13 protein-coding genes and 1 pseudogene are annotated in these 14001 nt (G+C 70.3%); 9 read left to right on the top strand and 5 right to left on the bottom strand.

Annotation, left to right across the window (positions count from 1 at the left end; translation table 11 throughout):
• The first annotated feature begins 314 nt into the window (after positions 1-314).
• Positions 315-1319 (top strand): FAD:protein FMN transferase, encoded by a 1005-nt coding sequence (locus AC2YHT_RS25500; RefSeq protein ID WP_487292593.1) that lies wholly within the window; start codon positions 315-317, stop codon positions 1317-1319.
• Positions 1316-2866, top strand: a complete 1551-nt coding sequence (locus tag AC2YHT_RS25495; protein WP_487292592.1) for a flavodoxin domain-containing protein — start codon at positions 1316-1318, stop codon at positions 2864-2866. The genes AC2YHT_RS25500 and AC2YHT_RS25495 overlap by 4 nt, the downstream gene beginning before the upstream one ends.
• A 4-nt stretch (positions 2867-2870) precedes the next feature.
• On the opposite strand, the gene mobA is transcribed toward AC2YHT_RS25495, so the two are convergent.
• Positions 2871-3395: a molybdenum cofactor guanylyltransferase gene (gene mobA / locus AC2YHT_RS25490; protein ID WP_487292591.1), complete on the bottom strand. Its 525-nt coding sequence runs from the start codon at positions 3393-3395 to the stop codon at positions 2871-2873.
• A 102-nt stretch (positions 3396-3497) separates the two neighbouring features.
• Here mobA and xylR point away from each other — a divergent pair, with 102 nt between their 5' ends.
• The 5 genes from xylR to xylD all read left to right on the top strand — a co-directional run bounded on the left by xylR (position 3498) and on the right by xylD (position 9554).
• Positions 3498-4553, top strand: a complete 1056-nt coding sequence (gene xylR, locus AC2YHT_RS25485) for a transcriptional regulatory XylR (protein ID WP_487292590.1) — start codon at positions 3498-3500, stop codon at positions 4551-4553.
• A 288-nt stretch (positions 4554-4841) separates the two neighbouring features.
• Entirely contained in the window at positions 4842-5996 is a 1155-nt protein-coding gene (locus tag AC2YHT_RS25480; protein ID WP_487292589.1) for a fumarylacetoacetate hydrolase family protein, read from the top strand.
• A gap of 30 nt (positions 5997-6026) precedes the next feature.
• Complete coding sequence (gene xylB / locus AC2YHT_RS25475; RefSeq protein WP_487292588.1) at positions 6027-6773, top strand: D-xylose 1-dehydrogenase; 747 nt, start codon at positions 6027-6029, stop codon at positions 6771-6773.
• 143 nt (positions 6774-6916) lie between these two features.
• Entirely contained in the window at positions 6917-7786 is an 870-nt protein-coding gene (xylC, locus tag AC2YHT_RS25470; protein WP_487292587.1) for a D-xylonolactone lactonase, read from the top strand.
• The gene (gene xylD, locus AC2YHT_RS25465; protein WP_487292586.1) at positions 7773-9554 is read left to right on the top strand and encodes a xylonate dehydratase XylD; all 1782 of its coding nucleotides are present in this window, start codon (positions 7773-7775) and stop codon (positions 9552-9554) included. The genes xylC and xylD overlap by 14 nt, the downstream gene beginning before the upstream one ends.
• Positions 9555-9593: 39 nt before the next feature.
• Here the strand turns inward: xylD and AC2YHT_RS25460 are convergent.
• Positions 9594-9674, bottom strand: a pseudogene (locus AC2YHT_RS25460) (hypothetical protein); the annotation flags it as partial.
• Between the two features lie 27 nt (positions 9675-9701).
• Here AC2YHT_RS25460 and AC2YHT_RS25455 point away from each other — a divergent pair.
• Complete coding sequence (locus AC2YHT_RS25455; RefSeq protein WP_487292585.1) at positions 9702-11270, top strand: GH39 family glycosyl hydrolase; 1569 nt, start codon at positions 9702-9704, stop codon at positions 11268-11270.
• Between the two features lie 118 nt (positions 11271-11388).
• On the opposite strand, the gene AC2YHT_RS25450 is transcribed toward AC2YHT_RS25455, so the two are convergent.
• Genes AC2YHT_RS25450 through AC2YHT_RS25440 form a run of 3 tightly spaced genes read right to left on the bottom strand, consistent with a single transcriptional unit; the run spans position 11389 to position 12820 of the window.
• Positions 11389-11952, bottom strand: coding sequence for a hypothetical protein (locus tag AC2YHT_RS25450; RefSeq protein ID WP_487292584.1), 564 nt, complete (start codon positions 11950-11952; stop codon positions 11389-11391).
• Positions 11949-12527: a hypothetical protein gene (locus AC2YHT_RS25445; protein ID WP_487292583.1), complete on the bottom strand. Its 579-nt coding sequence runs from the start codon at positions 12525-12527 to the stop codon at positions 11949-11951. Before AC2YHT_RS25445 ends, AC2YHT_RS25450 begins: the two co-directional genes overlap by 4 nt.
• Positions 12527-12820 (bottom strand): PadR family transcriptional regulator, encoded by a 294-nt coding sequence (locus AC2YHT_RS25440; protein WP_110119303.1) that lies wholly within the window; start codon positions 12818-12820, stop codon positions 12527-12529. Before AC2YHT_RS25440 ends, AC2YHT_RS25445 begins: the two co-directional genes overlap by 1 nt.
• A gap of 131 nt (positions 12821-12951) precedes the next feature.
• Here AC2YHT_RS25440 and AC2YHT_RS25435 point away from each other — a divergent pair, with 131 nt between their 5' ends.
• On the top strand, positions 12952-13920 hold the full coding sequence (locus tag AC2YHT_RS25435) for a magnesium and cobalt transport protein CorA (protein ID WP_487292582.1): 969 nt from the start codon (positions 12952-12954) through the stop codon (positions 13918-13920).
• Positions 13921-14001 lie beyond the last annotated feature (81 nt).

The raw sequence follows: 14001 nt of genomic DNA, 5'->3' as shown, positions 1-14001 counted from the left end.
AGGGCGGCCCGCAAGGCGGTCCTCCCGGCGGTGCGCCCCAAGGCGGCCCGGGTGGTCCGGGCGGCCCCGGCGGCGGCCAGACCGGCCCGCTGGCCGGCAACGGCTTCAGCGCCAGCTACACCGCGACGTTCGAAGCCCAGCGTCCGTAGCGCCTGACCTGCTCCTCCCCCGCTCGCGGGGGAGGGGGACCACGAAGTGGTGGAGGGGGCGGCGGCGCGCACCGCGCCTGAACTCGCCCCCTCCGTCACGCTGCGTATCCGCAGCGCGCCACCTCTCCCGCTTCGCGAGGGAGGAGCTTGGACACCGCCTCCCCCATGACCCGCGTCCTCGTCCCCCTGATCTCCAAACCGCCGGCCCGGCCGGTGGGCGGCGTCGTGCGCGGGTTCGACGGGGCAAGCATGGGCACGACCTGGTCGGTCAAGGCCGTGCTGCCCGCCACCACCGACCTTGCGGCCATGACCGCCATGGTCCAGCGCGCCCTCGACCAGGTGGTCGCGCAGATGAGCGCCTGGGACCCGATGTCGGCGCTCTCGCGCTTCAACCGTTCCGCCCCCGGAACCTGGACCGCCCTGCCCGCCGGCTTCGCGACCGTGCTCCGCCGCGCCATCGAGGTCGCTGAAGGCAGCGACGGCGCGTTCGACCCGACCCTGGGCGCGGTCACCGATCTCTGGGGCTTCGGCCCCCGCCCCTTCTCCGGCGAGCCGCCCAGCGCCGACGCCCTCGACGCCGCCCGCGCCCCTATGGGCTGGCGCCGCGTGACGCTGGACGGCGACGCGCTATTTCAGCCGGGCGGGCTGTCCATCGACCTCAACGGCATTGCCAAGGGCTTCGGCGTCGACGAGGCCGCCCGGGCGCTCGAACGCTCGGGCGTTCGCTCCTACCTCGTCGAGGTCGGCGGCGAGCTGCGCGGCACGGGCGCCAAGCCCGACGGCCAGCCCTGGTGGGTCGAGCTGGAGCGCCCGCCGGTCGCTTCGGCCAACGACGAGGCCGCCCCGCGCACGGTGCTGGCCCTGCACGGCCTGTCGGTGGCGACCTCGGGCGACTACCGCCGCTTCTTCGACCATGCGGGCAAGCGCTACGCGCACACCCTGGACCCCGCCTCGGGCGCGCCGTGCGACGCCGGGGTGGTCAGCGTCACCGTGCTGCATCCCGAGTGCATGACCGCCGACGCCCTGGCCACCGCCCTGACCGTGATGGGACCGGACGCCGCCCTGGCCTTCGCCACGGCGCGTGAGCTGCCGGTCCTGATCGTCACGCGCGGCCCCAATGGCCTGTCCGAGCGTCTGTCGCCGGCCCTGCAGGCGATGCTCGACGAATGACCGACCTGCTTTCCAGCCTGCCGCCGGGCTCGCGCCGCCTGGCCCTGGCCGCGATCGTCGTCGGCCTCTACCTGCTGCTATGCGCCGGGATCGCCCTGAAGGTCGCCCTGCGCAAGGCCAAGGCCGCCCGCGAGGAAAAGGCCCTGGCCGCCGGCGCCGGCGAGCCCGTGCTCGTGGCCTTCGCCAGCCAGACCGGCTTCGCCGAGGAACTGGCCCTGGCGACGGCGAAAGCCCTGCAAGCCGCGAACCTGCCGGTGCGCCTGCGCGAACTGGCGGCCGTCGAGCCCGCCGACCTGACCGGCCGCGCCCTCTTCATCGTCAGCACCACCGGCGAGGGCGACGCCCCCGACAACGCCCGCCGCTTCATCCGCGACGTCATGGCCACCGAGCCGGACCTGTCGGGCCTGACCTACGCCGTGCTGGCCCTGGGCGACAGCAGCTACGCCCACTACTGCGCCTTCGGTCACAGCCTGGACGCCTGGCTGGCCCGCAACGGCGGCGCGCGCCTGTTCGACACCGTCGAGGTCGACGACGGCGAGGCCGCCGCCCTGCGCCACTGGCAGTCGCAGCTTTCGGTGCTGACCGGCTCGACCGACGCCCCCGACTGGAGCCGCCCGGCCTATGGCCGCTGGAAACTGGCCGACCGCCGCCTGCTCAATCCCGGCTCGGCCGGCGAAGGCGCCTTCCATGTGCGCCTGGAACCGCTCGATGGCGACGTGACCTGGCAGGCCGGCGACATCGTCGAGATCGGTCCGCGCAACGCCCCGGCCGAGGTGGCCGACCTGCTGGCGCGGCTGTCGCTTTCCGCTGACGCAGCCGTGAAGGCCGACGAGGCCCAGACGCTGGGCGAGGTGCTGTCCTGGCGACGGCTGCCGCACGAGGAGGCGGCGATCAAGGCGCTGGTCGGCGCCGCGCCCCAGGCTCTGGTCGACGCCCTGCCCGCCCTGCCCCACCGCGAATATTCGATCGCCTCGCTGCCGGGCGACGGCGGGGTCGAGCTGGTCGTGCGCCTGATGCGCCGCGCCGACGGCAAGACGGGCCTGGGTTCGGGCTGGCTGGTCGAGCATGCAGGCGTCGGCGCCGAGATCGCCGGCCGCGTGCGCAGCAACCGTAGCTTCCATGCGCCGGCCGACGACCGGCCGATGATCCTGATCGGCGCCGGCACGGGTCTCGCCGGCCTGCGCAGCCACCTGAAGGCCCGCGCGGCTCTGGGCCGTCAGCGGAACTGGCTGGTGTTCGGCGAGCGCTCGGCCACCCACGACTTCTTCCATCGCGACGAGATCGAGGCCTGGGTCGCCTCGGGCGTCCTGGCGCGGCTCGATCTGGCCTTCTCCCGCGACCAGGCCGAGAAGGTCTACGTCCAGCATCGGCTGCTGGCGGCCGCCGACGAAGTCCGGGCCTGGGTGGCGCGGGGGGCGGCGATCTATGTCTGCGGCTCGCTGGAAGGCATGTCGCGCGAGGTGCATGCGGCCCTGGCCGAGATCCTCGGCGCGGGCGCGCTGGAGGACCTGGCCGACCAGGGGCGGTACCGGCGGGACGTGTACTGAGGGGCTACGGCCTCAGCCGCGCCCGCTCCTCCGGCGTATTGGCCCCAAGGATCCGCGCCCGCGCGCCCTCCGGACATTCCAAAACCACGAGCCCCGCCCGCTCCACCAGCCGCCGCAGCGGCCAGCCCGGCAGCGCCCCTGCCGGCACGGCCCCGAGCGGCAGCACCATCGGCACGGGCGAGACGTCGAAGGTCGCGCCCGCCTCCGCCGCCAGCAACGCCGCCAGGTCGTCCACGGTCAGGGTCGGCGCATCGACGGCCAGCACCAGAGCCCGCGAACAGCCCCGCGCCCGCAGCGCCTCGGCCCCGGCCAGCACCCCGCCGACGGGCCCGGCCCCCTCCTCCGGATCGGGAACCCAGTCCAGCCCGTAGTCGCGCCCGGCGGTCAGCACCACGCTCGCCCCCGCCGCCCGGGCCAGAGCCGCCGCGCGATCGACGGCGCGCAGGCCGTCCCAGTCCAGCAAGGCCTTGTCCCGCCCCATCCGGACCGAGCCGCCGCCGCAGAGAATGATGGCGCCAAACACAGTCATGACGCCCTCCTTACGCCCGCCCGGAGACCGCTACCAAGGCCGCGCTTCCCCATGGCGCGAGAAACGGTCTAGACTCGCCCAAAAGGGACGGACTTCTCAGTCATGAACGAACGCACCGAGCGCACGCGGCGCCGCAGCAGCCAGAGCGCCACGATCCGCGACGTCGCCGCGCGGGCCGGGGTGTCGCCCATGACCGTCTCGCGGGTCATCAACCGCGAATCCACCGTCAAGGAAGAGACCCGGGCCCTGGTCGAGGCGGCCATCGCCGAGCTCAACTACGCCCCCAACCCCGCCGCTCGCAGCCTGGCCGGCAGCGCGCCGTTCCGGATCGGCCTGCTCTACGACAACCCCTCGACCGGCTATCTGTCGGAGTTCCTGGTCGGGGCGCTGGACGAGAGCAGCCGCACCGGCTCGCAGATCGTCATCGAGAAGTGCGCCGAGCCCGAGCTGGCCGGCGCCACCCTGGCCCGGCTGCTGAAGACCGGCGTCGATGGTTTGATCCTGCCGCCGCCCCTGTGCGAATCCCAGACCGTGCTGGCCGAGGTGAAGGCCGCCGGCGCGGCCGCCGTGGCCGTCGCCCCCGGCATGGCCAGCAGCGACATGGCCACCATCCGCATCGACAACGAAGCCGCCGCCTTCGAGCTGACCCAGCACCTGCTGAGCCTGGGTCACAAGCGCTTCGGCTTCATCAAGGGCCACCCCAACCAGACGGTCAGCCAGCAGCGGATGGACGGCTTCATGACCGCCCTCAAGGCCGCCGGAATTCCTCAAGAGGACGTCCGCATCGAGCAGGGCTACTTCACCTATCGCTCGGGCCTGGAGGCGGCCGAGCGGCTGCTGAACGTCAAGGATCGGCCGACCGCCATCTTCGCCGCCAACGACGACATGGCCGCCGCCACCGCCGGCCTGGCCCATCGCCTGGGCCTGGACGTGCCGGGCGACGTCTCGATCGTCGGCTTCGACGACACCTCGATCGCCGCCAACATCTGGCCGGCCCTGACCACCGTCCACCAGCCCATCGCCGCCATGGCCCGCGCCGCTGTCGACCTGGTGCTGGAAGAAATCCGCCGCCATCGGGATGGCACCGGCGAGCCGAGGCAGCTGATGCATCCGCATACGCTGATCGTGCGGGACTCGGCGGGGCCTGCGCCGACCTAGAAACACCTCTCCCAGAGGGAGAGGGAGGGGCCCAGGCGATAGCCTGGGAGGGTGAGGGGTTACGCGGCCGGCCGCATACCCCTCACGCGCAAACCTTCCGACGCCTTACCCCCTCACCCTCCCACGCCTTCGGCGCGGGCCCCTCCCTCTCCCCATGGGAGAGGTGTCCGTACCAGTTGTCAGACAACTCCCTTGCGCCCCTCCACATGTTAGCGCTAACAAGTCGGGGAGTTACGAAGCGTAGCGGGCGTTCGCAAAGATCCGCTCGCGCGACAGGGAGAAAACGCGGTGGGCGTGACGCAATACCTTCCCGAGGACTGGCGGGAAGCGACCCTTCTGGGCCGCATCGACTTCGGCCAGGGCCCGACCCCCGTCCTGATCCGCGGCGGCCACGTCGAGGACGTCAGCAAGATCGCCCCCACCGTCGCCGACCTGATGAACGCCTACGCCCCGGGCGACTCGATCCCGCGCGGCGAGGACAAGGGTCCGCTGGAAAAGCTCGACCTGCGCCCGGTCTGGGACGACCGTGAAGGCAACGCCGCCGCCAAGCTGCTGGCCCCCGTCGACCTGCAATGCCTCAAGGCCGCCGGCGTCACCTTCGCCGTCTCGACCCTGGAGCGGGTGATCGAGGAGCGCGCCCGCGGCGACGCCGCCGCCGCCCTGAAGATCCGCGAACAGCTGTCGCAAAGCATGGGCGGCGACCTGCGCAGCGTGAACCCGGGCTCGGAGGGCGCCGAGCGCCTGAAGCAGACCCTGATCAAGGACGGCCTGTGGTCGCAGTACCTCGAGGTCGCCATCGGCCCCGACGCCGAGATCTTCACCAAGGGCCCGACGCTGTCGTCGATGGGCTGGGGCGACCAGGTCGGCGTCCGTTCCGACAGCCACTGGAACAACCCCGAGCCGGAAGTCGTGCTGCTGTGCGACGGCCAGGGCGAGATCCGCGGCGCGTCGCTGGGCAACGACGTCAACCTGCGCGACTTCGAAGGCCGCTCGGCCCTGCTGCTCAGCAAGGCCAAGGACAACAACGCCTCCTGTTCGATCGGCCCGTTCTTCCGCCTGTTCGACGCCTCGTTCTCGCTGGACGACGTGCGCAGCGCCGAGGTCGAGCTGAAGATCACCGGCCGCGACAACTTCGTGCTCGACGGCAAGTCGAACATGAGCCTGATCAGCCGCGACCCGGCCGTGCTGGCGAGCCAGGCCTACAGCCGGCAGCACCAGTATCCGGACGGCTTCGCCTTGTTCCTGGGCACCATGTTCGCCCCGATCCAGGACCGCGACACCGCCGGCCAGGGCTTTACGCACAAGGTCGGCGACCGCGTCCGCGTCTCGACCCCCAAGCTGGGCGTGCTCGAGAACGAGGTGACCACCTGCGACCAGGCCAAGCCCTGGACCTTCGGCATCTCGGCCCTGATCCGCAACCTGGCCGGCCGCGGCCTGCTGTGACCCTCGTTTCCTCTTTCCAGGCTTAAGCGCATGTCCTCCGCCATCTATCCCAGCCTCCAGGGCAAGCGCGTCGTCATCACCGGCGGCGGTTCCGGCATCGGCGCGGGCATCACCACCGCCTTCGCCAAGCAGGGCGCCGAAGTGATCTTCGTCGACATCGCCGTCGAGGATTCCGAAGCCCTGGTCGCCGACCTGGCCGACGCCCCGATCAAGCCGGCCTTCAAGGCCGTCGACCTGACCGACCTGGAAGCCGTGAAGGCCTTCTTCGCCGAAACCGGTCCCATCGACGTGCTGGTCAACAACGCCGGCAACGACGACCGTCACAGCCTGGCCGACGTGACCCCGGCCTACTGGGACAACCGCATGAACGTGAACCTGCGTCACATGCTGTTCTGCGCCCAGGCCGCGGCTCCGGGCATGAAGGCCCGCGGCGGCGGCGCGATCATCAATTTCGGCTCGATCAGCTGGCATCTCGGCCTGGAGGACCTCGTCCTCTACGAAACCGCCAAGGCCGGCATCGAGGGCATGACCCGCGCGCTCGCCCGTGAGCTTGGCCCCGACGACATCCGCGTCACCTGCGTGGTGCCGGGCAACGTCAAGACCAAGCGCCAGGAGAAGTGGTACACCCCGGAAGGCGAGGCCGAGATCGTCAAGGCCCAGGCCGTCAAGGGCCGCATCCTGCCGGCCAACGTCGCCTCGCTGGTGCTGTTCCTGGCCTCGGACGACGGCAGCCTGTGCACGGGCCACGAGTACTGGATCGACGCCGGCTGGCGATAAGATAGGTCGGCGAAGGACCCCCTCCGGCCCTCCGGGCCACCTCCCCCAGAAGGGGAGGATTTGAAGCGCTAGATGCTCCCCCTCTGGGGGAGCTGTCGCGGAGCGACTGAGGGGGCCGGCGCCGTAGGAGGAGACGAAGCGCTATGACTGCCCCCACCTGCGTCTGGGACCTGAAGGCCACGCTCGGCGAAGGGCCGATCTGGCATGGCGACGCCGTCTGGTTCGTCGACATCAAGGGCCATCGGGTCCACCGCTACACCCCCGCCTCGGGCGAGACCGCCAGCTGGGACGCCCCCGACCAGGTGACCTTCGTCGCCCCGCGCGTCGGCGGCGGCTTCGTGGCGGGCCTGAAGAGCGGCCTGCATCATTTCACGCCCGAGCTGGGCTTCACCTTCATTTCCGAGATCGAGGACGCCGGCCTCGACAACCGCCCCAACGACTCCACGGTCGATGCGGAAGGCCGCCTGTGGTTTGGCACCATGCATGACGGCGAAGAGGCCGACAGCGGCGCGCTCTACCGGCTGGAGGCCGACGGCTCGCTGACCCGGCACGACGCCGGAATCTGCATCACCAACGGCCCGGCGGTCAGCCCGGACGGCAGGACCTTCTACCACACCGACACCCTGGCGAAGGTGATCTGGGCCTTCGACGTCACGCCCGAAGGCGCGCTCTCGAACAAGCGCGAATTCTTCCGCCTGGAGATCGAGGACGCCTGGCCAGACGGCTCGGTGGTCGACGCCGAGGGCTTCGTCTGGACGGCCCTGTGGGGCGGCCGCGGCGCCATCCGCCTGTCGCCGGAAGGCCAGATCGTCCAGCGTATCGAACTGCCGGCCATCAACGTCACCAAGCCGTGCTTCGGCGGACCGGACCTGAAGACCCTCTATTTCACCACCGCTCGCAAGGGCCTGAGCGACGAGCAGCTCGCTGCGAATCCGCTGTGCGGCGGCCTGTTCGCCCTGCCCGTCGACGTCGCCGGCCAGCCGCAATACGAGGTGCGCCTTGACCTCCGCTAACCGAACGCCCCGCCGGTTCCGCTCGCGCGACTGGTTCGACAATCCCGACCACATCGACATGACCGCCCTCTATCTGGAGCGGTTCATGAACTACGGGATCACCCCGGAAGAGCTGCGCAGCGGCAAGCCGATCATTGGCATCGCCCAGACCGGCAGCGACATCTCGCCGTGCAACCGCATCCATCTGGACCTGGTCACCCGGGTCCGCGACGGCATCCGCGACGCCGGCGGCATTCCGATGGAATTCCCCGTCCACCCGATCTTCGAGAACTGCCGTCGCCCGACGGCGGCGCTGGACCGGAACCTGTCGTACCTGGGCCTCGTGGAGACCCTGCACGGCTATCCGATCGACGCCGTGGTGCTGACCACCGGCTGCGACAAGACCACCCCGGCCGGCATCATGGCCGCCACCACGGTCAACATCCCGGCCATCGTGCTCTCCGGCGGACCGATGCTGGACGGCTGGCACGAGGGCGAATTGGTCGGCTCGGGCACGGTGATCTGGCGCTCGCGCCGCAAGCTGGCGGCCGGCGAGATCGACGAGGCCGAGTTCATCGAGCGCGCGGCGTCTTCCGCCCCCTCGGCCGGCCACTGCAACACCATGGGCACGGCCTCGACCATGAACGCGGTCGCAGAAGCCCTGGGCCTGTCGCTGACCGGCTGCGCGGCCATCCCCGCCCCGTACCGCGAGCGCGGCCAGATGGCCTACAAGACCGGCCAGCGGATCGTCGACCTGGCCTATGAGGACATCAAGCCCAAGGACATCCTGACGAAGAAGGCCTTCGAGAACGCCATCGCCCTGGTGGCGGCGGCCGGCGGCTCGACCAACGCCCAGCCGCACATCGCCGCCATGGCGCGGCATGCGGGCCTGGAGATCACCGCCGACGACTGGCGGGCGGCCTACGACATACCGCTGATCGTCAACATGCAGCCGGCCGGCAAATATCTGGGCGAGCGCTTCCACCGGGCCGGCGGCGCGCCGGCGGTTCTGTGGGAACTGCTGCAGCAGGGCCGCCTGCACGGCGACGTCCTGACCGTCACCGGCAAGACCATGGCCGAGAACCTGCAGGGCCGCGAAACCGGCGACCGCGAGGTGATCTTCCCCTACGCGCAGCCCTTGGCCGAAAAAGCGGGTTTCCTCGTTTTGCGCGGCAACCTGTTCGACTTCGCGATCATGAAGGCCAGCGTCATCGGCGCCGACTTCCGCGAGCGCTACCTGTCCAAGCCGGGCCAGGAGGGCGTGTTCGAGGCCCGGGCCATCGTCTTCGACGGCTCGGACGACTACCACGCCCGCATCAACGACCCGGCCCTGAACATCGACGAAAGCTGCATCCTGGTGATCCGCGGCGCGGGTCCGATCGGCTGGCCCGGCTCGGCCGAGGTGGTCAACATGCAGCCGCCGGATCACCTGCTGAAGAAGGGGATCATGAGCCTGCCGACCCTGGGCGACGGGCGCCAGTCGGGCACCGCCGACAGCCCCTCGATCCTCAACGCCTCGCCCGAAAGCGCCATCGGCGGCGGGCTGTCGTGGCTGCGAACGGGCGATGTGATCCGCATCGACATCAACACCGGCCGCTGCGACGCCCTGGTGGACGAGGCCGTGATCGCCGAGCGCCGCAAGGAGGGCATCCCGGCCGTGCCGGAGACCATGACCCCCTGGCAGGAGATCTACCGCGCCCACACCGGCCAGCTCGACACCGGCGGGGTGCTGGAATTCGCCGTGAAGTACCAGGACCTGGCAGCGAAGCTGCCCAGGCATAATCACTAACTAAAAACGCTCGTCATCCCGGAAAGCCCGAAGGGCTTATCCGGGACCCAGGGGCCGGCGCACTGCGGTCGCCCCTGGGTCCCGGCTCTCCGCTTCGCTGCGGCCGGGATGACGAACTGAATTGGTCGAAAAGGAAGGAAGACGCCCATGTTCTCGCGCCGCCGCCTGATGGCCGCCGCCGCCAGCCTGACAGCGCTGCCGGTCCTGCCCGCCTTCGCCGCCGGGCAAAAGCGCGTCATCGCGCTCGACCTCGCCAAGGCGACCACGCCCGTCGACCGGTTCTTCGACCTCTCCATCGGCTCGGACTATCCCGGCACCTTGCTGCGCGACGACAGCCTCTCTCAGCTGAAGACGGCGTCCGACGAGCTGAAGTTCCGCTACATCCGCTTCCACGCCATCTTCCACGACGTGCTGGGCACGGTGAAGAAGGGTGCGGACGGCAAGATCACCTACGACTGGACGAAGATCGACCAGCTCTACGACCGCCTGCTGGCCATGGGCCTGAAGCCCTTCATCGAACTGGGCTTCACGCCCGAGGCGATGAAGACCTCGGACCTGACGATCTTCTGGTGGAAGGGCAACACCTCGCACCCGCAGTTCGAGCCCTGGGCGCACCTGATCGACGCCTTCGTCAAACACCTGCGCGGCCGCTACGGCGAGGCCGAGGTGCGCAGCTGGTTCTTCGAGGTCTGGAACGAGCCCAATCTCGACGGCTTCTGGGAGAAGGCGGATCAAAAGGTCTATTTCGACCTCTACGCCCTGACCGCCAAGACCATCAAGGCGATCGACCCGACCCTGCGTGTGGGCGGCCCGTCGACGGCCGGCGCGGCCTGGGTTCCGGAGTTCCTGGCCTACTGCAAGACCAACAACGCGGCGGTCGACTTCGTCACCACCCACACCTACGGCGTCGACGGCGGCTTCCTCGACGAGAACGGCAAGGACGACACCAAGCTGTCGCCCTCCCCCGACGCCATCATCGGCGACGTGCGCAAGGTGCGCCGCGAGATCGAGGCCTCGGCCTATCCGGGCCTGCCGCTCTACTTCACCGAATGGAGCACCAGCTACACGCCGCGCGATCCGGTGCACGACAGCTATCACAGCGCCGCCTACATCCTGGCCAAGCTGAAGGGCGTCAAAGGCGTGGTCCAGGGCATGAGCTACTGGACCTACAGCGACCTGTTCGAAGAGCCCGGCCCGCCGACCGCGCCGTTCCAGGGCGGCTTTGGCCTGATGAACCCGGAGGGCATCCGCAAGCCCTCGTGGTTCGCCTACAAGTACCTGGCGGCCCTGCGCGGCAAGGAAGTTCCGTCTACGGACAATTCGGTTCTGGCCTCGGTGGACGGCGGCAAGGTCGCGGCCCTGGTCTGGGACTTCACCCAGCCGGCGCAGCCGACCAGCAACCGCTCGTTCTACACCAAGGTCCAGCCGACGACCGACGCCCCGGCCGCCGCGCTCAGCGTCGCGGGCCTCAAGCCCGGCCGCTACCGATTGAAAGCCCAGCGCACCGGCTTCCGCGCCAACGACGCCTACACGGCCTATATCGAGCTGGGCCTGCCGCAGAAGCTTTCGGCCGAGCAGGTGGACAAGCTCCAGGCCCTGACGACCGACAAGCCGGAGGTCGAAAAGACCGTCACCGTCGGCAAAGACGGGGTGGCGACGATCGACTTCGCGATGCGTCGGAACGATCTGGTGCTGGTGACCCTGGAACGGACGTAGCTCGAACCGGAAGATGCTCCCCCTCTGGGGGAGCTGTCGGCGAAGCCGACTGAGGGGGCCAGCGCCGCGCTTACCCCCTCCGGCCCTCCGGGCCACCTCCCCCCAAAGGGGGAGGATCTCAGGCCGCCACCAGCCGCCGGCGCAGACCCGCGCCCAACGTCGCCGCGAGATAGCCCAGGCCGAGCGTCGTCAGCATCCCAACCCATTGCAAAGCCGTGCCCGGATCCACCTGGTCGAGATGCCGGAAACCGTCGATGCGCGCGAGTCCGACCAGGATCGGGCCGAAACCCAGCGCCAGGGCGCTGACCAGGCGGCGGTCGGGCCGCCGGAAGCCCAGCAGGCCGCACAGCGCCAACTGGACGACGGCGATGAGCTCCGTCTGCCGCCCGAACAGCACGTCGAACGACACAAGACCTGACGCCATGACCTGCCAGAGCAGCCAGTACATGGTCGTGCTGAGGAAATAGACGCTCCCGGCCAGCGCCGCCCCATAGGCCGCCTCACCCGGCGCCCGCCAGCCCAGCGCCGTCGCCAGGCAGCCCAGGGCCCACGACAGCCGCCCTTTGTCGAGCGCCGCGAACTCGGCCTGCATGGCCTTGGCCCAGTCGCGCCGCTCGGCGGGCGCATAGCGCGTCGCCAAGGCCATGAGCGCGCCGGCGAGATCCCCGCGCCGGCCGGTCATCGCGCGATCCTCACCGTCCGCAGCCGACGCAGGCCGGCGGCGGTCAGCAGGCCGACGAAGCTCATCACCGTCATCACGGTCCCCAGGAACAGATAGGCGACGAGGGCGTCGGGGATGCTCCACCCGATGGACGAACTCCGCACGGCGAACATGACCAGACCGATCGCCTGCGATCCCATGCCGATCACCAGGGCCGAAAGCAGCTTGCGGTCGGCGCGCCAGGTTCCGACGACGAGGCCGGCCAGCAGCGGCGCGCAGCAGATGACCACGGGCAGAAGCCTGAACACCAGTTTCGGCTCGCCCGGCCTGACGGCGGCCGAGGCGGCGATGACCAGCGGCATCGCGGCGATGACGATCAACACGCCGACGGCCAGCGCCGCCGCATAGCCCGCCTCGCCGGCGGCCCGCCAGCGCAGGCTCGTCGCCAGGCAGCCCAGCGCCCAGGACAACCGCCCCGTCGCGAGCGCGGCGAACTCGGCCTTCATGGCGTGCGCCCACTCCTCATGCGCGGCGGGGACCTTGCGGGCAGCCAGCGCCATGATCGCGGCGGCCAGGTCGTTTCGGCGTTCGGTCATCAGATGCCTCCCAGGGCGAGCGTGGTGGACGGACGGCGGGCCGCGGCCAGGGCCGAGCGGCCGGCGCCGGTGATGCGATAGGCGTGACGGGCCGGGCGGCCGGGGCGCTCGGGCTCCAGCCAGCGGCTCTCCAGCAGGCCGCGATCGGCCAGCCGGATCAGGATCGGATAGAGGCTGCCGGACTTCAGGCCCGTGGCGGCTGAGACCTCCAGGCCATAGAGCCACTCGCGTCCGTGCAGGACCTCGAGCACGGCCAGGGACTGCGGCGAAAGCTTGCGGGGGGCGGCGGGCATGAACGTGCTCCGTTGCGACGCCGGCCGGGGCGTCAATCAAAACTCTACATATGTTGCAAAGATCGTCAAGCGGCGCCCTTGCCCCGGCTCCGCGTTCACGCCATCTCGGCAGCAACAGTGCAGGAGCCCGCATGAGCGTCGTCGCCGCCTACGCCTATGTCGATGGAAAGCGCGTGCGCGAGCTGCGGCTCGGCGACCCCGACGGCCTGACGCCGCGCAAGGGCGAGTTCGTCTGGATCGGCCTTGTTGAGCCCACGCAGGACGAACTGCGGATCCTGCAGGAGCGCTTCGACCTGCACCCGCTGGCCGTCGAGGACGCCCTGCACGCCCGGCAGATGCCCAAGGTCGACCTCTATGGCGACCAGCTGTTCGTGGTCGCCAAGACCGCCCAGCTGGAGGCCGGCCGGGTCGTGTTCGGCGAGACCGAGATCTTCATCGGCGACCACCACCTGATCAGCGTGCGCCACGGCTCGGCCCGCGCGCACCTGGAACTGCGCGCCCACCTGGAGGCCACGCCCGCCCTGCTGGCCAGGGGCGGCGACTACGTGCTGCACGCCATCCTCGACTTCATCGTCGACGGCTACCTGCCGGTGGTCGACGCGGTGGAAGAAGAGCTGGCGCAGATGGAGCACCGGGCGCTGGACGCCTTCCTCAGCCGATCCGAGATCACCCGCCTGTTCACCCTGCGGCGCGAGCTGACCAAGTTCCTGCGGCTGCTGGGGCCCATGGCCCAGGTCGCCGGCTATCTGGAGCACCACGACACGCCGTGCATCGACGCCGACGTGAAGCCCTACTTCCGCGACGTCCGCGACCACATCGCCCGCATCGACCTTCTGATCGGCAGCCTGGGCGACGTGCTCAATTCGGTGTTCGAGGTCAGTTCGCTGCTGGAGCAGCAGCGCCAGGGCGTGATCACCCGCCAGCTGGCCGCCTGGGCCGCCATCCTGGCGGTGCCGACGGCGGTGGCCGGCATCTACGGCATGAACTTCGAGCACATGCCCGAGCTGAAGTGGCTGTTCGGCTATCCGGCGACGGTCGCCCTGATCGCCATCGTCTGCACCCTGCTCTATCGGCGCTTCAAGAAGGCGGGGTGGCTGTAGGGGGCGCTGCGAGAAGATGCTCCCCCTCTGGGGGAGCTGTCGGCGAAGCCGACTGAGGGGGCCAGCGCCGCGCTGGACCCC

It is taken from the genome of Caulobacter sp. SRI_008 (genome assembly GCF_057586355.1).
The sequence above is the reverse complement of the archived record's forward strand: the minus strand, read 5'-3'. Positions and strand labels throughout refer to the sequence as shown.

What these genes read in the sequence shown, in the direction of transcription:
- xylB (WP_487292588.1), top strand. Translation starts at nt 6,027, where the DNA reads ATGTCCTCCGCCATCTATCCCAGCCTCCAGGGCAAGCGCGTCGTCATC.
- AC2YHT_RS25495 (WP_487292592.1), top strand. Translation starts at nt 1,316, where the DNA reads ATGACCGACCTGCTTTCCAGCCTGCCGCCGGGCTCGCGCCGCCTGGCC.
- AC2YHT_RS25435 (WP_487292582.1), top strand. Translation starts at nt 12,952, where the DNA reads ATGAGCGTCGTCGCCGCCTACGCCTATGTCGATGGAAAGCGCGTGCGC.
- mobA (WP_487292591.1), bottom strand. Translation starts at nt 3,395, where the DNA reads ATGACTGTGTTTGGCGCCATCATTCTCTGCGGCGGCGGCTCGGTCCGG.
- AC2YHT_RS25450 (WP_487292584.1), bottom strand. Translation starts at nt 11,952, where the DNA reads ATGACCGGCCGGCGCGGGGATCTCGCCGGCGCGCTCATGGCCTTGGCG.
- AC2YHT_RS25500 (WP_487292593.1), top strand. Translation starts at nt 315, where the DNA reads ATGACCCGCGTCCTCGTCCCCCTGATCTCCAAACCGCCGGCCCGGCCG.
- AC2YHT_RS25445 (WP_487292583.1), bottom strand. Translation starts at nt 12,527, where the DNA reads ATGACCGAACGCCGAAACGACCTGGCCGCCGCGATCATGGCGCTGGCT.
- AC2YHT_RS25440 (WP_110119303.1), bottom strand. Translation starts at nt 12,820, where the DNA reads ATGCCCGCCGCCCCCCGCAAGCTTTCGCCGCAGTCCCTGGCCGTGCTC.
- xylR (WP_487292590.1), top strand. Translation starts at nt 3,498, where the DNA reads ATGAACGAACGCACCGAGCGCACGCGGCGCCGCAGCAGCCAGAGCGCC.
- xylC (WP_487292587.1), top strand. Translation starts at nt 6,917, where the DNA reads ATGACTGCCCCCACCTGCGTCTGGGACCTGAAGGCCACGCTCGGCGAA.
- AC2YHT_RS25455 (WP_487292585.1), top strand. Translation starts at nt 9,702, where the DNA reads ATGTTCTCGCGCCGCCGCCTGATGGCCGCCGCCGCCAGCCTGACAGCG.